Source organism: Dehalobacter sp. TBBPA1 (assembly GCF_040931655.1).
In the GTDB taxonomy this organism is placed as follows: Bacteria; Bacillota; Desulfitobacteriia; order Desulfitobacteriales; family Syntrophobotulaceae; genus Dehalobacter; species Dehalobacter restrictus.
In genome coordinates this window covers 2119692-2146211 of sequence record NZ_CP162385.1, presented here as the reverse complement: position 1 = coordinate 2146211, position 26520 = coordinate 2119692, and the positions used below count along the sequence as shown (strand labels likewise).

Sequence of the window (26520 nt, the reverse complement as noted above, 5' to 3'; positions counted from 1 at the left end):
TATGCAGACATATTCTATTCAGCAAGTGTCTAATTTATTACAAATATCTAAAGACACATTGCGATATTATGATAAATTTGACTTGGTATGCCCTAAACGTTCGGAGAATAGATATCGCTATTACACTGAGCAGGATATACTTGATTTGAGGTATGCGGAAGTAATGAAATTCTCAGGCTTCACATTAGTTGAAATTAGAAAGGTTTTTCAATTCAAGAGAGCACATAATGTAAATAATTTTCCTGAGATTTTACGTATATTAGATGATAAAAAAATGGAACTAATTAGGAAGCAGAAACTTTTCTATTTCTGAAACAGACACTGTCATGTTGCAAAAAAAAGAGTCATCTGATATTTCTAAAATCGATACATTGATCAACGAAATATTTGAAGAATTAAGAAGCCCTGTGTTTTAGGATAGTTCAATCCCCAGAAGGATGACCGCCTGGGAAAAACTAAGATTCGAATCCGGATTCGAATCTGGCAAGTCTCCGCCGGGGGAGGCGGGTTTAGGCCCAAATTCCTTGACGAGTGTGAGGGCTTCAGCCCCGGTCTGGCGGGATGACCGTGCCAAAAGGATGTTCGGACAGACATAAGCGGAGCTTTTGGGTCGGGATATCGTCACAAATATGTAAAACTACCTTTTTCCTGGTTTGCCGTTTAAGAAGTTTGAAAGCATTGTAAGCGTACTGTCTTACTCCGTTTGTACATTGAAGCAACAGGTGAAAAAAATAAAAGGTGGATTGATAAGGCATTTGGTGTATAATTCTCTGTCTTTGAATGTATAATACGCATAATAATTGGGTCGAGTTTACAGGGGTGATTACCATGAACGATAATATCATCAGTATTTTAGATATTGTGCTCAGAAGCATACTTTCAGTTATTATCTTATTTTTGTTAACTCACTTACTGGGAAAAAAACAACTCTCTCAATTAAGCTTTTTTGATTACACAATAGGCATTTCTATTGGTTCTATTGCTGCATCTTTAGCAATAGATAATGAAATTCCTTATTTACACGGAATACTCGGAATTCTTATTTATGGCAGCTTTGTATTACTGTCTTCTTATGTATCCCGGAGAAGTATCCGGGCCAGAAAATTTTTATGTGGAGTGCCGACGATTTTAATACAGAATGGCAAATTGATCGAACAAAACTTAAAGAAAGCCAGATTTCATATCAATGAAGTAATGGAGGAATGCAGGAACAAAGGTGCATTTAGTATTAGCGATGTAGAAAACGCAATCCTTGAGACAAGCGGCCAAGTCAGTATTCAACTTAAAGCACAAAAACAACCTTTAACACCTGAAGATATGAATATAAATACTTCCGCTAAAGGTATTGCTGCCAACCTGATTATTGACGGAACAGTCTTAAAAAAACATCTCAGCCTTGTGAACCGGGATGAAAAGTGGTTAACTCATGAATTGAAGAAACAAAAGATTAATTCGGTGCAAGAAGTTTTACTGGGGTCTCTTGATTATGACGGCACATTGCATATAGACCTAAAAAACAATGATCCAGTCCCTTTTGACGTACTCGAATAAGCGTTATTCTGTTCGAGCTTTGAATAAACATAGCTCCATATAAACTCCGTATAAACAAGGTAATTGACAAAGTCATTACATCCATAATAGAATGTCTGTAAGCTTCCAAGACTGGCGGACATATGGGTTGAACCATAAGGGATTGGAAGAGTTCAAACGTCGACCGCCTGGGCAGTATAAATATTGTCCAGGTTTTTTTATTTTCTGAGTCACCCTCATAAAATTCAGAACCTGGCAAATCAGGAGGGTTAAAATGATGAATAATACAGGATGGGAAAACTTCAAAGGCGGCAGATGGCAGCAGGAAATTGATGTTAGGGACTTCATACAAGCAAATTACCAGCCTTATGAAGGTAAGGAAACTTTTTTAACGGAGATAACGAATCGAACGCAGCATATCCTAGAGAAACTTTCAAGGCTGCAAAAGCTTGAAAAGGAATTTGGCGGCGTGCTGGATATCGATACCTCAACGGTTTCTTCATTGCTAAGCTATGCGCCGGGCTTTCTGGACAAGGAAAAGGAACTCATCGTTGGCATTCAGACCAACAGGCCGTTAAAAAGAGGAGTCAATCCTTTTGGCGGGATCAATATGGCCAGGAAAGCCTGCAAGGCTTATGGCTATACCATGGATGAGAAAATCGAAAGAAAGTTCTTTTACAAGACGACGCACAATGACGGCGTTTTCCGTGTTTACACCGATGAAATGAAGGAAGCCCGCAGGAGCGGAGTCATTACCGGATTGCCGGATGCCTATGGACGGGGAAGGATCATCGGGGACTACAGGCGTGTAGCACTATATGGCGTTGACAGGCTGATTGCAGGGAAAAAAGAAGATAAGCGCAAAAAAGGTCAGTTACTGATGGACATGGAGAATATCAAAGTAAGCGAGGAATTGTACAAGCAGATCGATTTTTTAGAAAAGCTGAAAAAGATGGCGGAGCTTTATGGTTTCGATATATCCCAACCAGCCGCAGATTTTAAAGAGGCGGTTCAGTGGTTATATTTTGGCTATCTTGGCGCGATTAAGGAGCAGAACGGCGCCGCCATGTCCCTGGGAAGGGTCAGCACATTTCTGGATATCTATGCTCAGCGGGATATTGATCAGCAAAGATTGACCGAACAGCAGGTCCAGGAGATCATAGACGATTTCATCATTAAACTGAGAATGGCCCGGCATCTTCGGACACCAGAATACAACGAGCTTTTTGCCGGGGATCCCATGTGGATCACAGAGGCTATCGGAGGTATGGGCGAGGACGGAAGGACGCTGGTTACTAAAATGTCCTACCGTTTCTTGCATACGCTATATAATCTGGGACTGGCACCCGAGCCAAACCTAACTGTGCTGTGGTCCGCGGCGCTGCCGGAGACTTTTAAACGTTATTGCGCCAAGGTGTCTATCGATACCGACTCTATTCAGTATGAGAACGACGATGTAATGCGTCCTTTATATGGGGACGACTATGGGATCGCCTGTTGCGTATCGGCGATGAAGATAGGCAAGCAAATGCAGTATTTCGGAGCACGCTGCAACCTGCCAAAGATGTTGCTTATGGCTTTAAACGGCGGAAGGGATGAAATCACCGGCAAACAGGTCGGGCCTGTATCCGAAGGGGTTAAGGACGGTTTGCTGGAATACGAGGATGTCATGAAGAGGTTCGCTTTTTATCAGGGATGGCTCGCCAGGCTGTATGTCAATACCATGAATGTCATCCATTATATGCATGACCAGTATGCCTACGAAAAGCTGCAGATGGCATTGCATGACACGGATGTCGAACGCTTTATGGCTTTCGGAATAGCCGGACTTTCCGTGGTTGCGGATTCTTTGAGTGCGATCAGGTATGCCAAAGTACGGGCAGCCAGAAACGAAAAGGGCCTGATCCAGGACTTTGAAATAGATGGGGAATACCCGCGGTTTGGCAATGATGACGACCGTGTGGACTCGATTGCTGCAGAGCTAACAGAGGATTTTATCGGGGAACTGAGAAAGACGCCTGCTTACAGAAACGCCGTACACACCCTTTCGGTGCTGACAATTACCTCCAATGTGGTCTACGGCAAAAAGACAGGTGCAACCCCGGACGGAAGGAAAAAGGGCGAAGCTTTTGCTCCCGGTGCTAATCCGATGCACAACAGAGAGGCAAACGGGGCGCTTGCATCATTGAATTCTGTTTCAAAGCTTCCGTATGAAGCCTGCCGGGACGGGATATCCTGTACTTTTTCCATAACTCCTTCCACCATCGGCAAGAACCCTGAAGAGCAGAAGAGCAACCTGGTAGCGGTCTTAGACGGCTATTTTGATATGAAGGCCCATCACATCAATGTTAACGTTTTGAATCGGCAACAACTGATTGACGCTATGGAGCATCCGGAACGCTATCCCAATCTGACGATACGCGTATCGGGCTATGCAGTCAACTTCAACAAGCTCAGCCGTCAGCAGCAGCAGGAGGTCATCAGCAGGACCTACCATGAAAGGCTGTGAGGCAGTAAGCAGATGAGCGGTAAAGCGGAAGAGATAGGAAAGACGGGAAGGATACACTCCATTGAGACCCTTGGAGGAGCGGATGGACCTGGATTGAGAATGGTTATTTTCATGCAGGGATGTCCATTACGCTGTATCTATTGCCATAATCCCGATACTTGGGACAGGAATGGGGGGAGGGAGTTCACTGCGGGAGCTTTGGTGCAAAAAGCGATGCGTTACCGCACTTACTTTGGCCGGGAAGGCGGTGTCACGCTTTCCGGCGGAGAGCCGCTTATGCAGCCCCTTTTTGCGGCAGAACTGTTTAAACAGCTTAAAAAGGCCGGTATCAACACGGCTCTGGATACTGCCGGTACGACACCGTCGGAGGAGGTAGCCGAGGTGCTGGCAAATACCGACACGGTCCTGCTGGATATCAAAATGCCGGATCAAGAGCGGTATGATCAATATATCGGAGGCAGTCTAAGTGCGACAATGAATTTTCTGCAGGCAGCTTCGGCGGCAGGCTGTCGGATATGGATACGGCACGTAGTGATACCGGGCATTAACGACAAGAAAGATGATATCGGCAGCCTGTGTAGCCTTATTCATGATAGCGGAGTAGCTGTGGAACGAATGGAACTGCTACCTTATCACAGGATGGGTATTAAAAAATATAAGCTGCTGGGACTGTCATACCGGCTGGCCGATGTTCAGGAACTCGAAGAAGGAAGACTTGCCGAGTTGCTGAAGTATTGCTCCAAAGAGCTGCCGGAAACTGCTCCGGGCTATTAAAAAATGAAAACGTTAAACGGCGCTCTTCTAATATCCGAATAGTTTAATGCCTTAATGGATATCCTAAGCATATAATATAAAGGGGATTGCAGTAATGCCAATTTTTTTGTTGCATCCGTTCTATGCTGCGACTTTTATTCTACTCTTAATCGTTATTGTGCCCAAAAAAGATATTCAGCGATTGTCCTTGTTTGGTGTTGTCTTAGGCGGGATAATGGATTCTATTGTCCACGCTTTTGGATATTTTACCGGACTATTTTCTTGGACGAATTTTGGCCCTTTTGGCTTCATTGGTGTTCATCTTTTTGCCAATATTGCCTGGACAGCGTTTTTCATTATTTATCTTTATTATTTACCAAGACAAAGGCCGTTTTATTATATTTCTATAGCAGCAGGAGTCTTTGCTTCCATTTTATACTATAATTTATTGCTTGATATAGGAATCTTCAAGGCTTCCAGCAGATTAATTCTGCCGCTGATCGGTTTCACGGTCTGGTTTTCCGTTGCCACCTGGGCATTTTTAAAATGGAGCCATTTTGTCGAGGATAAAAGCAGAGAGAAAATGTATCCCTACTAAGCATTGCGATTAAGCAATGCTTGCGGCTTTTTCATATTAATAATTCATTTTGCAGAGGGTGGGTGGTTTGGTTTTGGAAAATACCCATAATTTTTTTATCCCTAAAACCAATCTGATCGGCGTTGGGGCAATTAAGGATCTTTCTAATCAGTTATTGTCCTGGAAATTAAGTAAAGCGCTGATTGTGACTGATAAGAATATGATCAAACTTGGGTATGTTGAAAATATTGAAAAGATACTGAAGAGTCTATTTATTTCCTACGATATTTTTGACGGGATTTTACACCCCAATCCGACAGTATCTTTTGTTGAGGACGGATTAAGATATTTCAAGCATGGCTGGAATGTCTTTAAACGAGACTATAAATTAATCATTTCCATCGGCGGCGGGACAAATCATGATTGTGCAAAAGCAATTGCTGCAGTCGCTGTAAACGGTGGCTCGATTATAGACTATGAAGGATATAACAAAATAACCAAACCGATGATCCCTCTTATTACAATCAACACAACGGCTGGCTCTGCAGCAGAAGTAACAAATACTGCAATCGTCACGGACAATACAAGAAAGGTGAAAATGGTAATCACTTCAGCTTTATTGACACCGTTTATATCCGTAAACGATCCAATTTTTATGACCACGATGCCGAAGGAAGTAACATCCAGTTCTGGAATAGATGTTGTCTCGCATGCGATAGAAACGTTTGTTTCGACAGAGGCGTTTCCGATTACAGATGCTTTGGCTTTGGATGCATTGAGGTTGTCATTTGAGTACTTACCGAGAGCCTATGAGAACGGCAATGATTTGGAAGCCAGAGAAAAAATGATGTATGCCAATATTATGGCAGGGCTTGCCTTTAATAGCGCAGGTCTAGGCTATGTGCATGCAATGGCGCATCAGCTGGGCGGTTTTTATAATGGGGCTCATGGATTCAATAATGCTGCGCTGCTGCCTCATGTTTTTAGATTCAATTCCACGGCGATACCGGAACATCGGATTTTGAAATTATGTGAAGCTATGGGGACTGTTACACATCATAAGGAGCAAGCGATAAATATTATTATTGAATCAATTAAGAATCTGTCTTCTGTAATTGGTATTCCCGGAAAGCTATCTATGATGGGTCTTAAGGAAGGTGATATTGAAGAACTGGCAAATAATGCGATGAAAGACATTTGCACGTTAACGAACCCCAGGCAGGGATCGGTTGAAGATATCATCGATATCTACCAAGCTGCATTATAAAAGCAGAGTAGGAACTCTACTCTGCTAAGTTTTGAAGATTTTTACAATCTTCTTGTACAATATCACGACGGCGGTATGACAGACCCAATACCATCCGCCTCTTATTGTTTACGACAAAGATAACGAAGGTCATCTCGAAAGGGGAGGCTTTTTCCTTACCATCACATGAGGAACCTCAAAAGGGATATGTCAGCAGAATTTTCAAAGTTACCTCTAAGCTTCTTTGGTCTTGTCTAAACCAAACTGCTCTGCGTATTTGTTGTATAAGATTAGATCAAATCTGCCATTTTTTTCAGCAGCAGGTTTGACATCGATCAGAAACTGAAGCTTCTGTTTTTTCGATAAATAACTAAAATCATACCAAGTATATGGTTTCAAATTATTTTACCTCCTGAAATTCTACATCTAAAACGTTGGCTGCTAACACTGAATCTAATAAATCTGTTGCTTTCTCTTTAGTCATACATCTTACTTGCATCAGTTCACTGATAAATATATTACGGGCACCCTCCAACATTTTGGAATCTTCTTTTCCCAATTTACCAAGGAGGTTTTTCCGCGTTAAATCACGGATTATTTCTGTCCCTTTGAAAATATCTCCGCTTCTCATCTTTTTCGTATTTAAATCAGTGCAGTATTTCTGGTTTTTATAAAGCAGGGGATCGGTAATTCCCTCATTAAAATTTTCCAGAATTTCCTCAAAGATAGAGGATTCAACCAGCTTCCGGATGCCAAAGCTTTCAGCTTTATCCTGGGGAATCATCATCTGCATCCTGGTTTGGGGGACATTGACAATATAGTAAATTCTTTTTTTCCCCAAGATTTCTTTTTCTTCAATAGCTTCAATAGTTCCGACTCCATGCATAGGATAGACAATCTGATCACCAACTTGGAACATATATTCACCTCCCTGAGTCAGTAGCTTATTAAGCATATCATAGAAAATGATATATAGCAAATCAATTATTTTATCATTTATAAAAATGTATGTCAATGATTAATGTCAATGAATTAATGGTTAATAAATTAATAAGCTTTATTTGTAAAATAAAGCTATAATTAATAGCCATAAACATTTTTTATAAAATGGTAAAAGGTTGGGCTGCTTATGGAATAAAAGACCCGAAATAAAAAAGCCTCCCTAGTGTGTGTACTAGGAAGGCTTCTTTCAAATACTTACCAATTATTACGTGTGCGTGGTTGATAACAATCACGACAATAAACCGGTTTGTCACCTGAGGGTTGGAAAGGGACTTGAGTTTCTTTTCCGCAAGTAGCACAGACGGCCGGGAACATTTCTCGTTGCGGACGACCGTATTGGTTGTTGGATCTACCCTGTGCCTTTCTCGCAGAGCGGCATTCCGGACATCTGCCAGGTTCATTGGTAAATCCCTTTTCTGCGTAGAATTCTTGTTCGGAAACGGAGAAGGAAAACTCATTTCCACAGTCCTTACAGGTTAAAACTTTGTCTTCAAACATAAAAAAACCTCCAAAATATATTACCCGCTTTATGGGAAGAATTCATAGCTTCCCAGAGCTTTAGGCAATGGAGAGGTTACTAGTAAATCCACAAAATGAACGAGCTGCTTAAGTATAACTGCAATGAAAGTATATGTCAAAGGAATATTTCAAATATAGCAAATTCTGGTGGAGATCCTTTTGGTTCTTTGGTATCTTTAAAGAAAGAATCAGCGGAATTTTTATCGATAACTAATTTTTAATATATCCTTAATCAAATATTCAACGCCTTTGATTGGATTGGGTATTTTGACACCTACTGTTTGTAATAGGGCCAGTGTAAACGCTAACAGAAAAAAGACCAAAAAGACGGTAAGTTCCCGCCAATGCTTGTTTCTGACAAGAGCAGGTACTTCAAATAATCCTATGGCGACAAAAATTATCGTTAATAAAAAAATCATGGCCGTTTCCTTTTCTGTTATTTTGGTAACTTTCGTATTTTTGCTACAAGTAATGTTATTACAGGCGAAAACTCAAACACAAGGGTGAAAAAAGGTCCTGTCCTAATCGCGAAATCATTGCTTTGTGCCAGAGAATCAAATGTCATAATGGATAAACTAACAATGATACTTCCAATCGGAAGTACCAGTTGCCTATAGGACCGTAAATTACATAATCGGGCTATCCCTAATACCGTGCCATAATACATGACGCTTACTTTTATGAACATTGCAATTAATAATAAAGTAATAACAAGCATTTCCAACCTGGTTATGATCTCTGCCAGGTCTATCAGGCGCACTGATTCAAGCGAAGGGGAAATCATAATCGCCGATACTACTCCCAGCACAGCTGTATTGCGAACTGTATCAATTAATATGCTGATCCCCCCGATGAGTAATCCTAAGATAACAGATTTTTTTGTTTCTACTCCCTTGTTCACATAGGGGAATAGCATGAGAAACACCACGATTTCACAAAAAGGAAGGGTCATCATGATATGTGTACCCTGAATAAAATCCTTCAGGGAAAGATCAAAAAACGGCAGGAAATTGGTTAGTTCCATGTCTTTCAGCAGTAGAAAGAAAGTGATTAGGATTACAAATATGATGATCATGACAAATATAACACTGGTCCGGGCAAGGACCTCTATTCCGTTGCGAACTGTCCAGGCGCAGATGCAAGCAAATAGAATACAAATTGCAAACTTAGGAGTTTCCGGCATCATGTAATACTTTATAATATCGCCGACATAGGTTAACATAAAACCTGCAACAGAGCAAAAGAACCCAATATATAAGGCGGAAACCAGTTTACTTAAATAGGGACCATAGACAATATGATTGATTTGTACCAGGTCCTTACCGGGGAATTTCCTCGCTAAGGCAACATAAACCAAGGCAAGGGGGATGCTTGCAGCCAATCCGGATAAAACAACCAGCCAGGTATACTGCTTGGTAATTATATTCGTAAATGCAACTACCATAACAGAACCCTGGACATATCCTGCAACTAAAAACATCAACTGTGAACTTGATATGATTCCTTTTTCAAGCCTCATGAATTACTCCTTAGCAGGTACGGCAGGAGCGCTGATATTGCCTGTACTGCGTAGCTTAGTATCGATATTTAACGCTACTTCAACGTCAGGAAAGACCTCGTCCCATTTCATCTTCAGTTTCTTCCACTCGGAGGGGTATTTCCAATAGATTGAATCACCAAAACCGAAGATATCTGAATTGAGATCCTTGGCCGTTTTTAAAGCAGCCATGATTTCCTTTCCGATTTCAGCGGATAGTTCTTTTTCCAGAGAGAAGACAATGTCTGGTGATGCTATGTTTTCTGAACCACTCTGGCTATTGACGATCCCATCCGCTTTGATATCTATCTTTATCAGAATCGTGTCATCTTTGATGACAGGTGTCATTTTACTTTTCGCACGCGTAATCTCCAAGCTCACGGTACCATCACCACTAGAACTAGCGACATTAATCATCCCGCCTTTTACTTCGTTGATGACCCATAGCAGTCCGCGCGTTTCACGTTTATTCAGTTCGCCAACTAATTTATCATGCTTAAAAACTGCTGTTCCAAAGACTTCCAATGTTTTTTCATTTCCTTCGCCGGTCACTCTAATCAAAGGCGCGATGGGAGCTGTGGTCTTGCTCATTAAACGACGAATAAAATCGATCAATTTAACCGTGGGCGATTCAGACGTTATCTTTTGAGTTTCAACTAATTTGGCAATGTTAATTGCCGGCAGCTTCTCTAATCCAGTCGAGACATCAAGTACCTCACTTGCTTGGTCTTCGGAGACCACGAGCAAAACATTAAAACGAGTCTCACTATCCCGTATAAAAGTATCTATATATGGTTGTATTCCTTCCTTAGCCAACTTTCTCTCAAATATCAGAACCTGATTATGTGGGAAATACAACTTATGGCTGGATTCATGACTAAAATCTCTGATAATTTCAGAGGCAAGATATCCCGTTTTTTTTATGTTCCAGTAAGCGTTTGTCCCGCTCCCACCACTCCCACCACTCTTATTTTTGGCAGAAGCAGACTTTAGCTCACCTGGTTTCGCAACTTGCGTCGTCAATTGTATTTCTCCGGCTTTCTCAGCTTTATCTAAACCTACGCCTACGACGAACGATAAAGAATTTAACTCATGGCGGCTCCAGCATCCGCTTATGGGCAAAATTAACATGAAACATACCATGATTTTCATAATGAAACCAATTCGATTTTTCATCAATTGCCTCTTGTTTTCAACGTTATTCAAGCCGGTTAACTCTTGTCTTCTTCTGACGGATGGCTGGGTTTTAATCTGAACTCCTGGCGCTCAGGGTCATGCCAGCCTATCGTCCTAGGGCGGGTAAACATTGCCCAAACAGGTGCCCTGATGAATGTATCTTTCAAGTCTTGCGTACTGAGAGGAGCGAAAGGTGATAAATACGGGGTGCCAAAAGATCTTAAGGAAGCCAGGTGAATAAATGTCCCCATTAATCCAACCGCAATCCCAAACCCTCCCATTGCCCCGGCTAAGAGAACAAGAATTAATCGTAGGATACTACCGGAATCTGTTTGGGAAGGAACCACAAAACTGCAAATTGCTGTCAAAGCGATCACGATAACCATAGGTTCTCCGATTATTCCGGCGCCTACAGCAGCCTCGCCAATAACCAAAGCCCCCACAATACTGACCGCTTGACCAATAGGACGGGGCAAGCGAACCCCGGCCTCCCTGAGAATTTCAAATGTTGTTCCCATAATGAGTGCTTCTGCCATCGCGGGAAAAGGGACGCCCTCCTCGGATGCAGCCATGGTAAAAAGTAAGGAAGTAGGAATCAATTCTTGGTGAAAAGTTGTTAAAGCAACATAGATTGCCGGAGCCGTAATGCTAATCAGAAAAGCTAAAAGCCTGAGGAGTCTAACCACGCTTGCAAAATAAGGCCGGGAATAGTAATCTTCAGCGCTTTGGAAACTTTCAATAAAAACCATTGGAACGCTAAGCACAAAGGGAGTCCCGTCAACAAAAATGGCCGCCCTTCCTTCCAAGATTTTTGCTGCAACAAGATCCGGTTTTTCACTGTTAGCAACTGTGGAGAAAATAGAAAAAGGAGCATCCTCAATGAACTGTTCGATATACCCTGATTCCAGAATTGCATCTGTCTTAATTCTATTAAGACGCCGTTGAATTTCTTTGATGAGCTGTGGATGAACGAGATCTTTTAAATAGGCAACACAAACAATAGTCTTGGTTCGTTCACCTATTTTCATTGTTTCCAGAGTTAAATTAGGGTTTTTTATTTTACGACGCAACAGGGTTGTATTGGTAAGCAAATTCTCGGTAAAGCCTTCCCTCGGACCCCGGACAACGGATTCTGTTTTGGGTTCGTCCACGCCACGGGTTTCCCAACCTTCGGTGCCAATGACTAAAGCTTCTTTTGAGCCATCAATCAGTAGAATTGTTTTTCCGGACAAACAGCCATCTATGACTTCATCGATCGTAGAAGCTTTTTGAACCATTCCCACTGTAAGCAGCGTTGTCTGAATAATACTCATATTATTCAGTAATGATGTTTCTTGTCTGGAGCTTAACCGGATGTCGTACATCAATGGTTTTATAATACTTTCGTTAATTATGGCTGTATCCGTCATCCCGGATAAGAAGACGATCGCACCACGCGTAAGTCCCTGATCACCAAAGTTAAATTCACGCATGTTAAGATCATAGCTATTTCCGAACACACCTTTTAAAGCGGTAAGGTTTTTGTTCAAATTGTCGAAAAGGTTAGATTGAGAATTCTCTGAATGATTGGCGTTAGCGCCGTTATGATTTGCTAACTGCCAAAAACGCAGTTTAGAATGAATGGAGCGGAACATACTGCTTTCATCCTTCCACTTTGAACCTAACCTTACGTAGTATCTCCCGTTAGGAATGAAGTTATTTATGAATACTGTTTTGGGTTCAAAGATTGGCTGAGCACGTAAGATTTGCGAACTGGAATATGGAATGTGATGACGGCGATATGTGTTATCTCTACTTGTAAACTGATATTACAATGTGTTAGCATTGACGTAACGGATATGACAAAGGGAGCTAGGGCGATGGAGATCGCTCTTTTAATGAGAAAAGAAAATGAGCAATAACAATAAGATCCGGGAAAAGAAGATCTTGGGCATAGAGAAGAACATCTTTTTCGTAGGCCTGACAAGTTTTCTAACGGATACGACGACGAAAATGATTTATTCTGTAATGCCGTTATTTTTAATGTCTTTGGGAGCAACTAAAACGGAGCTCTCTTTGATTGAAGGGATTGCGGAGAGTACGGCATCCGTGCTTAAAGCGTTATCTGGCTGGTGGAGTGACAAGATCAGAAAAAATAAGCCATTCATGGTCATAGGGTATGCTTTCACGGCAGTTCTTTCACCCATGTTTTCGATGGTAACCTCGCCGCTGCAGGTTCTGCTTATCAGGTTTACCGAGCGGGTTGGCAAGGGCATCCGGACTGCGCCAAGAGACAGCCTGATCGCCGCGTCCTCTGAAGACGGCAGCAAAGGCAAAAACTTTGGCTTTCATAAAGCGATGGATAACAGCGGGGCGATCGTTGGGCCGCTTCTGGCAGCAGGAATCCTGCTGTTGTTTCCAAATGATTACCGGCTGATATTTCTTATAGCAGCCATCCCAGGTTTGCTGGGACTGATAAACATTATATGCTTTGTGAAGGAAGCAAAATCGGAGAAGATGGAACCGCTTGGGAAAATTACATTGAAGGACTTCCCGAAAAAGTACTATGCCTTTCTTGGAATCATCTTTATCTTTACGATGGGAAATTCAACCGATGCGCTTCTTTTGGTCAAAGCCAGTGATATTGGGATCAAAGACTCCTTGATCCCGATGATCTATCTGATCTTTTACGCAGTGTCAGCGCTCTTCTCCGTACCAGCCGGCATGCTGTCAGATAAAATCGGCAGAGAAAGACTGATTATTTTTGGCTATCTGCTGTATTCAATCTTATATTTCGGGTTTGGCAGAACAAACAGCGGAACCGTAGTGGTATTGCTTTTTGCGTTGTACGGACTTTACAGCGCAGCCACTGACGGCGTACAGAAGGCATTGGTGTCTGATTTGATTGACAAAGACAAACGGGGAACAGGACTGGGCATATATAACAGCCTTGTGGGTATTACGCTCCTTCCGGCCAGTGTCATAGCAGGTTTGCTTTATGATCATGTCAATTACAGCGTGCCATTTTACTATGGCTCTGTGATGGCTCTGATTGCTGCGCTGTTCATGATTATCTTTTATCGGAAAGGGTTAAGGCATCTTGAAAACTGATGTTTAGTTCTAACTTAAGCGGAAAAAGTTAAATATAACAGAACAACATTCAGCGAGACAATAAGACTTACGATTGCCACACCGGCAGCATTGGTGATTTTACGGTTTGTCATTTCACCCATAATGTCCCGGCGTTTGGTGATCAGAAGCAGCGGAATGACCGCTGCCGGCAGCGCAAAGCTTAAGGTAACCTGGCTCATAATCAGCATCTTCATCGGGTTAAAGCCAAGCCACAGGAGAATGATGGCCGGAATCATAGTAATTGCCCGCCGGATATTGACCGGAATATCCAGACCGATGAACCCTTTCAGCATACATTCTCCGGCCATAGCGCCAACGGTGGATGAGGAAAGGCCTGAAGCAAGCAGTGCCAGGCCAAAAGCACCGCTGGATAAACTGCCAAGCAGCGGCGCCAGGGACTTGTGCGCCTGTTCAATGGAATCGACGGGGCCCTGGTTAAAAAAAACGGCTGCAGCGATAATAACCATTGCAGCGTTGACCAGAAACGCGATGTTCATAGCAAAGGCGATATCCAAGCATTCCATTCGGAAATGCTTTTTTGCTTCGGCCAAATCATCGGAAGTACGTCTTGCTTTCATCAAGTCCGAATGGAGATAAATGACGTGAGGCATAACAGTCGCGCCCAACATACCGACGGCCACCAGAATGCTTTCGGGACCTAGGCTAGGAACTAAGGTGTGCAAAGCGACCGCGTGCCAATCCGGTTTAGCCAGGAACAGCTCGAGACAATACGAGGCCCCGATGACAGCCACCAGGCTGATGATAATTCTTTCAACCATATGCTGGCCGAAACGCCGCAAATATACAATGACGAAGGTCAGACATACGGTTATCAGACCTGCTGCCACGAGCGGTATGCCGAAAAGTAGGTACAGGCCAAGCGTCGAGCCCAGGAACTCTGCCATATACGTTGCGATGACGGCAAACAGCATGATGATCCAAAGTAAAAGATTTACCGGCCTGGAGAAAACACGTCCGCACTGCGTAGCCAGATCAACACCGGTGACAATGCCGAGCTTCGCCGACAGTGTTTGCAAGAAAATCGCCATCAGGTTGCTCCATAAGACAACCCAAACAAGATTGTAATTGAAATTGGAACCTGCGCTGATGTTGGTGGCAAAGTTGCCGGGGTCAATATAGGCGACACTCACGATGAAGGCCGGACCCAGGTATCTCAGTGTGTCTTTGATCTTTCCCAGCCAGGTATTTTTAGGCAAAGGTAATGTTAATGAAGTTTGAACAAGGTTGATTTCTTTGCTCATTGTTATAACCCTCCGCTTATTTCTAATGAACTGTCATATGAGGCAAGAAAATGATATAGGTATAGAACGAAGCAGTACACATAGATGTGAATCTACTGTGATACGGCTGAATAATTCTTTCTTAAATAGCGATAAGCATTTAGGTGGATGCTAACAAATATCAGTAACTTCAGGTGAAGCGAGAGGAGTGGGGAAGATGCTTTCACCGAGCCTGGAAGATTACTTGGAGGAAATTTATCGCTTTTCGCTGTCACTTGATGAAGTTCGAGTCACGGATATAAGTAATAGGCTTCAGGTCGCTTTGCCTTCCGTAACGAAAGCTCTCTACAGACTGCGAGACTCTGACTACATAAAGTACGAACCGTATGGCGAAATCAAGCTTACGGATAAAGGAAAAGAGTATGGGTTTTACCTGGTTGCCAGGAATCAGCTGCTGCAGGAATTTCTTTCGCTGATATGTAGCAAATGCAATATTGCTGCTGAGGCTGAAGCGATGGAACACTACCTTTCAATTGCATCGATTGATGCGATAAAAACGCTGGTGGAGTTCATGAAAAGCAATACGTCCTGGAAACAAGATTTTGACGACTTTGTTTTGCGTCATACAAGGGAGAAATAACTGTAGGTATTCTCTGGGGGTTAGCCGAAGCTAACTTTAACGAGTGATTCTAGAACAGAATATGTTGAGGAAGAAAAAAGTGTGCATCACATAATAAACAACACCCCGAATGTTAGCCGGGGTGTTCGTCTGATTAATGTGGTATGCTCCTGAAGCTGGCGGAGTCTGTTTCCTCAGCATACCATGTGTTCAAATGAAGCGGCAAGGTGAGTTGAACGCTTCTTGCTAAATCACCCTATCGGGGGTATGATAATGTTCTATAGAGCGCTATAATAGCTAAACAATAAAGAGTTAAACGAATGAAGAGTCAGGGTGGTGGCGGCGTGCAGGATATTCGCGCCAGGGCTGCAAAGGAAACCGGAAAACTAAAAATCTTCTTTGGCTATGCCCCGGGTGTAGGGAAAACTTATGCGATGCTTGATGATGCCCACAGCCAGCTGAAAGGCGGGGTAGATGTTGTCCTAGGTTATCTGGAGCCGCATACAAGTCCTGAAACCATTCAGCTGCTGGACGGACTGCCGGCATTGCCGCCGAAGACTGTTAACCATAAAAACCGTTACCGCAAAGAATTTGATCTGGACGCCGCTTTGCAAAGAAAACCCGAGCTCCTGCTGGTTGATGTGCTGGCCCATAGTAATGCGGACGGCATGCGGAACAAAAAACGCTACCAGGATATCGAAGAGCTGCTGAATGCCGGAATTGACGTCTACACCACAGTCAATGTGCAGCATATCGAAAGCCTGAGAGATCTAATGCAGGATATCACGAAGGTTAATGAGCAGGACACGATTCCGGACTATATGTTTGACAGCGCCGATAAAGTTGAGCTGATCGATATCGAGCCGGACGAACTGATGAAACGCTGCGGGGAAAAGAAATGTCCCTTAAGTCTTGAAAGCCTGCGCCTCCTGCGTGAGACTGCAATGCGCAAGGTTGCGGACCGGATCGTCAACGAGAATCAAAATGAACAGCTCTTATCCGTAAAAACAGCCGGAATTAAGCTATTAGTCTGTATCAGTTCTTCGCCGTCGGCCGCTAAATGCATCCGCTGGACGGCCAGATCGGCAGAGGCCTTCCATGCCCCGTGGACTGCTTTGTATATCGAAGATATGGAAAGCAGGTATTTTACGGAAGAAGAAAAGAAAAACGTCCAGGAGAATCTGGATCTGGCCGAGCTCTTAGGCGCCAAAATTGTGACGCTGAACGGACATGGTCTGGCTTCCATCATTTCGGAATATGCCAAGCTTACGGGCATCACAAATATTGTCATTGGAAAAAGCAGAAATAAAAAGACGCTGAAAACATTATTTGATCCGGCACTTGAGGATAAGCTCATCGGGCTGCTGCCAAACATTGAAATTCATATCATCCCAAGCAGCTGGCCTCAAAGATCCTATCGCGAACCGCGAAGGAAGCGGATCAGCCAAGACCTGTTCTTATCCTGGCCGGATATCTGGAAAACGATAGGGGTTCTGACTGGGGCAACCCTGCTTTCCTTTGGCCTTCGGGCGCTGGAATTTGGCAATCAAAATATTATCATGGTCTATATCTTGTCTGTGTTTTTTATTTCCAGGCTCACCATGGGGTATGTGTACGGCATGACTGCCTCGGTCTTAAGTGTACTTGTTTTTAACTTCTTTTTTATTTCGCCGCTTTTCACGTTTTATGCCGTCCAGACAGGCTATCCGGTCACTTTTGTGATTATGCTGGTTGTGGCTTTGATCACAAGTACGACGACTGTCCGCATTCAGACCCAAGCACGGCTCGCTGCGGAAAGAGAAGGGCGTACTGAGCTATTGTATGAGATTAATAAAAGACTTTTAACAACCAGAGGGCTTCAACATATTGTTACGCTGACGAATGAATACATTGTGAAGCTTTTTAAATGCTCAGCGGTTTTTTACACCCGGGATCAGTATGGGCCGGCAAACCTGCATCGTTCATCCAATCATCAGGATTCATCAGGTATCCTGACGCAATCCTCCGCAGAGCCTGATGCTTCGTTTCTGCTGTCGGAGCGCGAAAGCAAGGTTGCGCAATGGGTATTTGCCAATCAAAAACAGGCCGGTGCAGGAACAGATACACATACAGAAGCAGGCGCTTATTATATGCCGATCATTTCCCAAGGTGATGTGCTTGGCGTGATTGGAATTTCATGTCTCAAAGGCAGATTAAACCGTAATAACCGTCTGCTGCTAAAAATGATTATTTCCCAAGTCGCCATGGCTTTGGAACGGCAGTACCTGTCTGATGAACAACGGCAAATATTAATCGAGTCAGAAAAAGAAAAAATGCGAAGCAATCTGCTGCGTGCAATTTCGCACGATCTGAGGACCCCGCTGACCGGCATTCTCGGGGCGAGCTCAGCAATCCTTGAAAATGGTGATCATCTGGATAAAGAGACCCATATCCAACTGGTCTCAAACATCAAAGAAGATTCGCAATGGCTGATACGTATGGTCGAAAACTTATTGTCCGTAACCCGGATCAAGGAAGGAACCATGAATGTCGCCAAAACATCTGAGGCTGCGGAGGAGATCGTGGCCGAAGCGATCAGCAGAACCCGTCATCGATACCCGAACCGTAAAATAGCGGTGCAGGTGCCTGAAGACCTTTTGCTGGTGCCGATGGATGGAAAGCTGATTGAGCAGGTTTTGATCAATTTGCTCGAAAATGCGGTCAAGCATTCGCCGGATGACACCGTGACCGCGGTGCAGGTGACAAAAGCCGGAGCTCAGGCTGTCTTTGAGGTTAGTGACAACGGACCAGGAATTGCCGAAGAGGATTTCCCGTATTTATTTGAAAGTTATGTGCCCTGTGGCAAACGCAGCTCGGATTCAGCCCGTGGAATGGGAATCGGTCTGTCCATATGCATGTCGATTATCAAGGCCCACAATGGGAAAATGGAGGCTGCCAACAAAGAACAGGGTGGCGCCGTATTCCGGTTCACACTGCCTCTGGAGGAAGAGAACATTTATGAATAACAAACCCATGCTCCTGATTGTCGAGGATGATGAAAAAATCTGCAACTTTATTTCGGCGATCCTGAGTTCCAATGATTATCAGATTATCCGGACAGCCCGGGGGAAAGAGGCTGTCTCAATGGCGGCATCCTATTCACCCGATTTGATCCTGCTGGATCTCGGTTTGCCGGATATGGACGGCGTGGAAGTGCTGCGTACAATCAGGCAGTGGAGCGGAATTCCGATCATCGTCGTGTCGGCCCGTGGACAGGAGCGGGAAAAAGTTGAAGCCCTGGATCTTGGTGCGGACGATTATCTGACCAAACCGTTTGGTACTTCCGAGCTGCTGGCCAGGATAAGAACCGGGATCCGTCACAGTCAAAAGAACGTCAGTGTCAGTTTTCCCGAATCAGAGAAGATGACAGTCGGCGATCTCGAGATAAACTATCAGAAAAGACTTGTAGGCATGGCCGGTAAAGAAATCCACCTTACACCGATTGAATACAAGATCATTGTGCTGCTTTCCAAAAACACCGGGAAAGTACTGACCCACGATTTCATCATGAAGGAAATATGGGGACCTTACACCAATGAGATCCAAGCGCTCAGGGTCAATATGGCCAATATCCGCAGAAAGCTGGAAATCAACCCTGCAGAACCCAGGTATATTCTAACCGAGGTTGGGGTAGGATACCGGATGGTTGAGGAGATTTAGCCCGCATAAACGGGCTTTTTTTATTTGGCATAATCTTTATACATTCTTTATATGAAGGGCGTATATCTGAATTCTTTCTTTATGCCATTGGTGTTATAAATAGGTGTGCGAACGAAATTAACCTTTTTTGGTATATCATGAAGTATAAATACTTCATAATATATCTAAGTGCAGCGAAGGCTGCCAACGGCTATAGATGGCAAGGAACGCAACTATTTTATTGGATGGTGAAACATTTCATGGTATCTGCCCTTAAACGCTTCTTAATCGGGCGTCCTTTAAAATCAACGGAGCTTGGCGAACAGAAGCTGAACAAGAAGAAAGCCCTTGCGATTCTTTCTTCCGACGCGTTATCCTCGGTAGCGTACGGCCCGGAACAAATCCTGATCGTTCTCTTTACGGTTGGAACGGCAGCATTCTGGTATTCTGTTCCGATCGCGATCGGTGTTTTGGTTCTCTTAATTGCTTTAATCCTGTCGTACCGGCAGATCATTTTTGCTTATCCGCGCGGCGGCGGAGCGTATGTCGTATCGAAGAACAACCTCGGCATGAATTCAGGTTTAATCGCCGGAGGCTCCCTGCTGGTCGACTACATTCTGACTGTAGCGGTTAGCGTGTCTGCAGGAACCGATGCGCTTACCTCAGCTTTCCCGGCCTTGCATGTCCATGCAGTAGCGATCGCTGTGTTTTTTGTTCTCTTAATTACGGTCCTTAATCTGCGCGGGATAAGAGAATCCGCTACGATCCTGGCCTATCCTGTCTACTTGTTTGTGGCGGCCCTGTTTATTTTAATTGGTGCCGGTCTGTACAATGTCTTTACAGGTCAGGTGTCGGCCGAACTGCATGCGGCTGTCGGCACACCTGTCGCAGGGATAAGCTTGTTTATTCTGCTCAAGGCCTTTGCCTCCGGCTGTTCGGCTTTGACTGGTGTTGAAGCTATCTCTAACGCGATCCCGAATTTTAAAGAGCCCGCTCCGAATAATGCGGCCAAAACATTAATGGCGATGGGTAGTTTGCTCGCGATATTGTTTTTTGGGATTGTGTTTCTGGCCTTTTATTATGGAATAGCCCCGAACCCACAGGAAACGGTTGTTTCCCAAATGGCTGAAGGAATATTCGGACGTAATTTTATCTACTACTTTATTCAGGGCACAACCGCGTTGATTTTGATTCTGGCCGCAAATACCGGATACTCGGCTTTCCCTTTGCTGGCTGTGAATCTTGCCAAAGACAAATTTATTCCAAGGATGTTCACAATCCGCGGAGACCGTCTGGGATTCTCTAATGGAATCCTTATCCTTGGCTTTTTATCGATCCTCTTGATTGTGGCTTTTAAAGGGAAAACGGAGCGCCTGATTCCGCTTTACGCGATTGGCGTGTTTATTCCGTTCACCTTGGCCCAGACCGGAATGATCGTGAAATGGTTCCGCGAAAAGCCGAAAGGTTGGATGCCAAAACTGATTATTAATTCGCTCGGGGCGCTGATCAGCTTTGTCGTTGTCATGATGTTCCTGTTGACCAAGTTTACGCAGGTTTGGCCGATTTTAATTTTCCTGCCCTTGATTATTCTGCTTTTCCACAGAATCCACAAGCATTATATGGACGTCGCAGAGCAGCTTCGGGTATCGGCGGCTGAGCCAACAGTACCGATTAAAGGAAATATTATCATCATTCCTGTCGCAAGCATCACGCGCGTGGTGGAAAATGCGTTAAACTATGCGAAATCGCTGTCGGCAAACCAGATTATTGCGGTAAGTGTTTGCTTTGATAAGGAAGAAGAGAAAAAACTCGAGGAAAAGTGGGAGAAATGGAATCCTAACGTCCGTTTGGTAACGTTGAATTCTCTACACCGGAGCATTATCCACCCGCTGACCAAATTTATCGATATGATCGAACACAAAGCAACCGATCAGAATTATCAGATCATGGTTCTGATCCCGGAATTTATTCCGAAAAAAGGATGGCACCATATTCTGCATAACCAGTCGAGCTTACTAATTCGCACACATTTGTTATATCGGAGAAATGTGTGCGTGGCGACGATACCGTACCATTTACAAAAATAAAGCTAAATGGCCGATCAGACAGAATCACATAGCCTTAGATCTTACTTGTTTCGATTCTTTGTAAGTCAGGAAAATCATGAGCACATCGAAGATCGTAAGCAGAATCAGAAATGCGGAATGTGTGAACGTATAGCGGTAAAGCTGGTAAACGACAAACAAGATTAAGGACAAAATGGCCAAAGGGTAAGCCCACAACTTTTGGCGCCATAACAGAAGTACGAGAATGCATTTGATGATCCCGTGGGACAGCAGGTAGAATACCACAAAATGCTGCATGCTGGAGGAAAAGCTGGGGCTGGAATTAATCAGGTAATTGGCAAACAAGTCTTGCGGGTCTTCAGATAATTCATGCTGCGTCAAGAGGCGTATCAGCCAGTTGTACCGGTCCGGCGTCAGAAACAGCAGCAAGATACTGCCGATGATTTCCAGCAGACCGTCAATGCCTTTCATCAGCAAACCGATTTCGAAGCCGATATGGAAAATATCTTTCTGTTTATTTATCTTAGGTGTTGTCATCTTTATATCCTTTGCGTAATATTAAAAAATTGGTCCCTTTTAATCGTATAAGATATTTATTAAATGTCCACTAAAATTCAATTAATTATTCATTAAAAAAAGCAGATGCCTTAAAATGTCTAAATAAAATTGTCTAAATAAAATCTGCATAAAATATTGCTTAAAAAAAAACAATATGGTAAAATTCAACTATCTCTTTGCACTGCATATCAATCTACAGTACAAACTGAGCAGGCGATGAACTTGGACACAAGTTCATGGGGCTGGGCCCGATGGGCAGCAGGTGATGATATACAATACCTGTGGGACAGTAAAATGTTCTACAGGTATTTTTATATCCTTCAAGAAAATAATGGAGGGATCTGTATGACAGAACAACAGATCAGGGAACTGCAGGGACTTTCAAGTTCCGAAGCCAGACAGCTTCAGGAAAGGTTCGGGAAGAATGAGCTGGTACCTGAAAAAAAAGAAAGCTTTCTGCACAAGATCCTGCAGGTGATCAGTGAACCCATGTTTTTGCTGCTGCTCATTGCAGCTGTGATCTATTTTATCCTCGGAGAACCCCGGGACGGCGCCATCATGCTTGTTTTTGTTGTCGGGATTATCAGCATAGAAGTCATCCAGGAATGGAAAACCGACCAAACACTTAGGGCTTTGAAGGATTTATCCACACCGAAGATTTCCGTACTGCGCGATGGGATGATGCAGATCATCAACAGTTCGGACCTGGTGCCCGGCGACATCATGTTTATTGCCGAAGGCGTCAAAGTGCCGGCAGATGGCACGGTTTTAAAAGCGAGCACACTATGTGTCGATGAATCCTCGCTGACCGGCGAATCGGCAGGTGTCTGGAAAGTTGTCTGCGGAGATAAGGCTGCTGCCGATGAGGAATCGTCCCCCTGCAGTAAAGAATACTGGCGACGGGACTATTGCTATGCCGGAACGCTGGTTACCCAGGGCACCGGAGCGATCAGGGTCGATAAAATCGGCCCGGCTACCGAATACGGAAAAATCGGGCAGGAAATAGCCACCGCGCCTGACCGTCCGACCCCACTGGAAAAACAAACCGGAAAACTGGTCAAGCTGTGCGCGGGAATTGCCGCAGTTTTATTCGCGCTGGTCGGAGTCGTAACCTATTTCAATCTGCCGGACCATGTTGGCAGTGAACGGGTCATTGAAAGCATTTTATCTGGGATCACCCTGGCCATGGCCATGATCCCGGAGGAGTTTCCCGTTATTTTGACTGTGTTTCTATCCATGGGTGCCTGGCGACTGGCCAAAAAGCAATCGCTGGTCAGAAGACTGTCGTCCGTGGAAACGCTCGGGGCTGTATCCGTTCTTTGCGTCGATAAAACAGGTACCATTACCATGAACCAAATGACGGTCCGGGATACCTGGAGTCTGAACGACGACGGCGAAAGGTTGATCCAGATTATGGGCATGGGCTGCGAGCCGGATGCCTATGACCCGATGGAGAAGGCTATGATTGCTTACTGTGAAGCGCAAGGGATTGGCAGAGAGCTCCTTTTTGGCGGAGAGCTGATCAAAGAATATGCGTTCACGGATCAGACCAAGATGATGGGACACGTCTGGCAAAATGAAAATGAGCTTGTGGTCGCAGCCAAAGGCTCGCCTGAACGTATTCTGGACGTATGCAGTCTGACGGATCAGGAGAGAAAAGTTGCCGAGCACAAAATCAGAGAAATGTCGCAGCAGGGCCTGCGGGTGATTGCTGTTGGCCAAATGGTACTGGCCGGCAAAGAGGAAGTCCCGGACACCCTGCCAGAATGCCGGCTGCAGCTTTGTGGCATGGTCGGTCTTGCCGACCCGCCGCGGGAATCTGTTAAGCAGGATATTCAAATCTGCAACAAAGCCGGGGTCCGGGTCGTTATGATCACCGGAGATAACGGGATTACGGCAAGCACGATTGCCAGGCAGATTAACATGCCGAACTGCGATAAGATTATCACCGGCGATGAGCTGAATCAAATGAGCGAGGAAGAACTGCGTGAGAAAGTCAAGGATGTCAGTATCTTTTCCAGGGTAATTCCTGAACACAAAATGAGAATCGTCAAAGCTTTTAAAGATAACGGCGAGATTGTCGCGATGACCGGAGACGGCGTCAATGATGCGCCAGCCTTGAAATATGCCGATATTGGGATTGCGATGGGCAAGCGCGGTTCTGAGGTTTCTCGTGAGGCTGCCGATCTGGTCCTGCTGGATGACAATTTTTCAACCATTGTTGATACCATTAAGGATGGCCGAAGAATCTATGATAACATCAGAAAAGCCGTGGGCTATGTTTTCACGATTCATATCCCGATCGCATTTGCCTCTTTACTTGCACCCTTCCTGGGAATCAGTCCGGCGAGTCTTTTGCTGCTGCCGCTGCACGTGGTACTGCTTGAAGTTGTCATTGACCCCACCTGTTCCATTGTGCTGGAGCGGCAGCCGGCCGAACGGGATATCATGGATCAGCCTCCGCGCAATCCCAATGAAAAGCTGCTCACTGCAAAAATACTGACCAAAAGTGTCCTACAGGGTCTCGTGATCTTTGGTGCATCATTCGGTACCTATTTCACCATGTTAAACAACCATCCTGATCAGGCTTCTCTGGCCAGGACTATGGCACTAGCGATTATTTTGCTGGCAAACCTAGTGCTGGTTCAGGTGAACAGCTCCAATACGGATTCTGCTTTTCGGTCTTTTGCGAAACTAATCAGAGATAAGGTCATGTGGATGGTAAATGTTGGGACCATAGCAGGATTGCTTCTTATTATCTATACGCCGCTGAATCACTTATTGAAGCTCGCGCCGTTGTCCTGGAAACAGCTTATCCTGGCTGCCGCTTTGGCCGTCGTATCTGTTGGCTGGTATGAGGTTGTCAAAGGGTTTAAACGCTGGAAAAGAACATAATATTCAATGAATGCTCATCGATCGTTCATCAAACTGTCACATGGGTCATTTAATATAAAACAGAAATCGATGACAGAAGACAGGAGTGTTCATTGGCAACATGAAAAAATTCCTATTCAAACCCTACCGTTGGGCAGCCGTCTTAGCTGTTTTACTGACATTTTCTTTTGTTTTTGTTCTGTTGGACACCTTTGTAATTCCAAAGAACGTGACTGAAGTCAAGCAGCGTGAGGCTGCCGAACAGCAAAATACAGCCTCTGAGCAGCAAAGTGCAGCAGAGGATCCGCCCGAGTCCGGGTCAGAGACTGAAGCTGCAGTTACCGATCATTCTTATCAGGATAAAAATATCAAAATAACGATTGACACAGTGCAAGCGTATGACACAACCTTTTATGTCGCCGATATCCGGCTCAGCAATGCGTCTTACCTGAAAACAGCGCTGGCCGAAAACAGCTTTGGGCGCAATCTCAAGGAAACAACCTCGGATATGGCCCAAGAACATCAGGCAATCTTTGCGATCAATGGCGACTACTATGGATTCAGAAATAACGGTTATGTTTTACGCAATGGTGTTTTGTACAGGGATACGGCCCGTCAGGCTGGAAACGATGAAGCCTTGGTGATTGACGGCCACGGGGATTTCTCAATTATTAATGAAAATGCAGCCAGTGCCGATTCCCTGACAAATCCCTGGCAGGTACTTTCATTTGGACCGGCCCTGATCGAAAATGGAGAAATCGTGGTAGACAGTACCAGTGAGGTATCCCAGTCCAAAAACAGCAATCCGAGGACCGCGATCGGTCAGGTCTCCGGTCTGCATTACATCGTAATTGTCTCTGACGGCCGGACGGAAGAGAGCGCAGGACTTTCCTTGCTGGAGCTTGCGCAGGAGTTTGCCGAGAGGGGCTGTACGATTGCATATAATTTGGATGGAGGAGGATCTTCAACCATGTACTTTAACGGAGAAATCGTCAATCATCCGACCGATGGCAGGAGTTCTCAGCAGAGAGAGGTGAGCGACATTGTCTATATCGGTAATGAATAGTACGGAAGGATCACGGCAGATCCGTAAAACAGTGATTGTCTATCTGATACTCACAGCGGTATCCATTGCTGTGGCGAATATCTATGCACAGTTCGGTCATGGGGTTCGTTCGGCGGCAATGACCCTGATGTTTCTGTATCCGCTTCTGGGCGGCGCATTGTTCTACTTTATGCTGGGGTTGATCGTTCCCCGGATCAGCGACCGGAGAAACTACCGTTTGTTCTACAATATCTATAATTCCGGCATTGCGGTATTAACCGTGGGCAGTCTGCTGAAGGGGATACTCGATATTGCCGGGACTGCATCCGGCTACGTTCAGCTGTTCCAAGTGGCCGGCTGGGCCGGAGCGGCAGCAGGATTGGTGTACTTGATTGCAATGGTATTTAAAAGCAGGAAGCTATCCTAAATTTTAGGCAGAGCTATCTCAAGTTTTAGGCAAAACGATATTGACAGTAGAG

Annotated in this window: 23 protein-coding genes and 2 riboswitches; of the genes, 14 read left to right on the top strand and 9 right to left on the bottom strand. The window is 44.5% G+C overall.

The genetic code is table 11. The features are described 5' to 3' along the window. The first annotated feature begins 1 nt into the window (after position 1). On the top strand, positions 2 to 313 hold the full coding sequence (locus AB3489_RS10510) for a MerR family transcriptional regulator (protein WP_368292823.1): 312 nt from the start codon (positions 2 to 4) through the stop codon (positions 311 to 313). A 99-nt stretch (positions 314 to 412) separates the two neighbouring features. On the opposite strand, the gene AB3489_RS10505 is transcribed toward AB3489_RS10510, so the two are convergent. Next, positions 413 to 625 carry a hypothetical protein gene (locus AB3489_RS10505; protein WP_368292822.1) on the bottom strand — a complete coding sequence of 71 codons (213 nt, stop codon included), beginning with the start codon at positions 623 to 625 and terminating at the stop codon, positions 413 to 415. Between the two features lie 203 nt (positions 626 to 828). Between AB3489_RS10505 and AB3489_RS10500 the strand changes: the two genes are divergently transcribed. The 5 genes from AB3489_RS10500 (at position 829) to AB3489_RS10480 (ending at position 6636) form a co-directional block, all read left to right on the top strand. Continuing rightward, the gene (locus AB3489_RS10500) at positions 829 to 1551 is read left to right on the top strand and encodes a DUF421 domain-containing protein (RefSeq protein ID WP_019225456.1); all 723 of its coding nucleotides are present in this window, start codon (positions 829 to 831) and stop codon (positions 1549 to 1551) included. Between the two features lie 97 nt (positions 1552 to 1648). Then, a riboswitch (ZMP/ZTP riboswitch) is annotated at positions 1649 to 1731 on the top strand. Between the two features lie 73 nt (positions 1732 to 1804). Further along, positions 1805 to 4039: a formate C-acetyltransferase gene (gene pflB, locus AB3489_RS10495; RefSeq protein ID WP_368292821.1), complete on the top strand. Its 2235-nt coding sequence runs from the start codon at positions 1805 to 1807 to the stop codon at positions 4037 to 4039. A gap of 12 nt (positions 4040 to 4051) precedes the next feature. Then, positions 4052 to 4813: a pyruvate formate-lyase-activating protein gene (pflA, locus tag AB3489_RS10490; RefSeq protein WP_368292820.1), complete on the top strand. Its 762-nt coding sequence runs from the start codon at positions 4052 to 4054 to the stop codon at positions 4811 to 4813. 94 nt (positions 4814 to 4907) lie between these two features. Further along, positions 4908 to 5390, top strand: coding sequence for a hypothetical protein (locus AB3489_RS10485; RefSeq protein ID WP_368292819.1), 483 nt, complete (start codon positions 4908 to 4910; stop codon positions 5388 to 5390). Positions 5391 to 5457: 67 nt separating this feature from the next. After that, on the top strand, positions 5458 to 6636 hold the full coding sequence (locus AB3489_RS10480; protein WP_368292818.1) for an iron-containing alcohol dehydrogenase: 1179 nt from the start codon (positions 5458 to 5460) through the stop codon (positions 6634 to 6636). A gap of 213 nt (positions 6637 to 6849) precedes the next feature. Here AB3489_RS10480 and AB3489_RS10475 read toward each other — a convergent pair whose 3' ends face one another. The 6 genes from AB3489_RS10475 to AB3489_RS10450 all read right to left on the bottom strand — a co-directional run bounded on the left by AB3489_RS10475 (position 6850) and on the right by AB3489_RS10450 (position 12483). Further along, a complete protein-coding gene (locus tag AB3489_RS10475; RefSeq protein ID WP_019225461.1) occupies positions 6850 to 7014 on the bottom strand; it encodes a hypothetical protein in 165 nt (54 codons plus the stop codon). A 1-nt stretch (position 7015) separates the two neighbouring features. Then, a complete protein-coding gene (locus AB3489_RS10470; RefSeq protein ID WP_019225462.1) occupies positions 7016 to 7534 on the bottom strand; it encodes a CarD family transcriptional regulator in 519 nt (172 codons plus the stop codon). A gap of 278 nt (positions 7535 to 7812) precedes the next feature. After that, positions 7813 to 8115 carry a zinc-ribbon domain containing protein gene (locus AB3489_RS10465; RefSeq protein WP_026071844.1) on the bottom strand — a complete coding sequence of 101 codons (303 nt, stop codon included), beginning with the start codon at positions 8113 to 8115 and terminating at the stop codon, positions 7813 to 7815. Between the two features lie 457 nt (positions 8116 to 8572). Next, positions 8573 to 9655 carry an endospore germination permease gene (locus tag AB3489_RS10460; RefSeq protein ID WP_368292817.1) on the bottom strand — a complete coding sequence of 361 codons (1083 nt, stop codon included), beginning with the start codon at positions 9653 to 9655 and terminating at the stop codon, positions 8573 to 8575. A gap of 3 nt (positions 9656 to 9658) precedes the next feature. Beyond that, positions 9659 to 10849, bottom strand: a complete 1191-nt coding sequence (locus AB3489_RS10455; protein WP_368292816.1) for a Ger(x)C family spore germination protein — start codon at positions 10847 to 10849, stop codon at positions 9659 to 9661. Between the two features lie 35 nt (positions 10850 to 10884). After that, the gene (locus AB3489_RS10450; protein WP_368292815.1) at positions 10885 to 12483 is read right to left on the bottom strand and encodes a spore germination protein; all 1599 of its coding nucleotides are present in this window, start codon (positions 12481 to 12483) and stop codon (positions 10885 to 10887) included. A 256-nt stretch (positions 12484 to 12739) separates the two neighbouring features. Here AB3489_RS10450 and AB3489_RS10445 point away from each other — a divergent pair, with 256 nt between their 5' ends. Further along, positions 12740 to 13939: an MFS transporter gene (locus AB3489_RS10445; protein WP_019225468.1), complete on the top strand. Its 1200-nt coding sequence runs from the start codon at positions 12740 to 12742 to the stop codon at positions 13937 to 13939. A gap of 14 nt (positions 13940 to 13953) precedes the next feature. On the opposite strand, the gene AB3489_RS10440 is transcribed toward AB3489_RS10445, so the two are convergent. After that, positions 13954 to 15222, bottom strand: coding sequence for an Nramp family divalent metal transporter (locus AB3489_RS10440; RefSeq protein WP_368292814.1), 1269 nt, complete (start codon positions 15220 to 15222; stop codon positions 13954 to 13956). Positions 15223 to 15418: 196 nt separating this feature from the next. Between AB3489_RS10440 and AB3489_RS10435 the strand changes: the two genes are divergently transcribed. From AB3489_RS10435 to AB3489_RS10420, 4 genes are all read left to right on the top strand, one after another. Then, a complete protein-coding gene (locus AB3489_RS10435) occupies positions 15419 to 15841 on the top strand; it encodes a metal-dependent transcriptional regulator (protein WP_015044310.1) in 423 nt (140 codons plus the stop codon). Positions 15842 to 16140: 299 nt separating this feature from the next. Then, complete coding sequence (locus AB3489_RS10430) at positions 16141 to 18825, top strand: DUF4118 domain-containing protein (RefSeq protein WP_368292813.1); 2685 nt, start codon at positions 16141 to 16143, stop codon at positions 18823 to 18825. After that, positions 18818 to 19519 (top strand): response regulator, encoded by a 702-nt coding sequence (locus tag AB3489_RS10425; protein WP_368292812.1) that lies wholly within the window; start codon positions 18818 to 18820, stop codon positions 19517 to 19519. The genes AB3489_RS10430 and AB3489_RS10425 overlap by 8 nt, the downstream gene beginning before the upstream one ends. Before the next feature lie 239 nt (positions 19520 to 19758). Next, entirely contained in the window at positions 19759 to 21585 is a 1827-nt protein-coding gene (locus tag AB3489_RS10420) for an APC family permease (protein WP_368294625.1), read from the top strand. 24 nt (positions 21586 to 21609) lie between these two features. Here AB3489_RS10420 and AB3489_RS10415 read toward each other — a convergent pair whose 3' ends face one another. After that, the gene (locus AB3489_RS10415; RefSeq protein ID WP_368292811.1) at positions 21610 to 22101 is read right to left on the bottom strand and encodes a DUF2127 domain-containing protein; all 492 of its coding nucleotides are present in this window, start codon (positions 22099 to 22101) and stop codon (positions 21610 to 21612) included. A 216-nt stretch (positions 22102 to 22317) separates the two neighbouring features. Then, positions 22318 to 22414: riboswitch (NiCo riboswitch) on the top strand. 53 nt (positions 22415 to 22467) lie between these two features. Between AB3489_RS10415 and AB3489_RS10410 the strand changes: the two genes are divergently transcribed. The 3 genes from AB3489_RS10410 to AB3489_RS10400 all read left to right on the top strand — a co-directional run bounded on the left by AB3489_RS10410 (position 22468) and on the right by AB3489_RS10400 (position 26468). Further along, the gene (locus AB3489_RS10410) at positions 22468 to 25017 is read left to right on the top strand and encodes a cation-translocating P-type ATPase (protein ID WP_368292810.1); all 2550 of its coding nucleotides are present in this window, start codon (positions 22468 to 22470) and stop codon (positions 25015 to 25017) included. A gap of 100 nt (positions 25018 to 25117) precedes the next feature. Next, positions 25118 to 26062, top strand: coding sequence for a phosphodiester glycosidase family protein (locus AB3489_RS10405; protein ID WP_368292809.1), 945 nt, complete (start codon positions 25118 to 25120; stop codon positions 26060 to 26062). Continuing rightward, on the top strand, positions 26055 to 26468 hold the full coding sequence (locus tag AB3489_RS10400; RefSeq protein ID WP_368292808.1) for a hypothetical protein: 414 nt from the start codon (positions 26055 to 26057) through the stop codon (positions 26466 to 26468). Before AB3489_RS10405 ends, AB3489_RS10400 begins: the two co-directional genes overlap by 8 nt. The last annotated feature ends 52 nt before the right edge of the window (positions 26469 to 26520 follow it).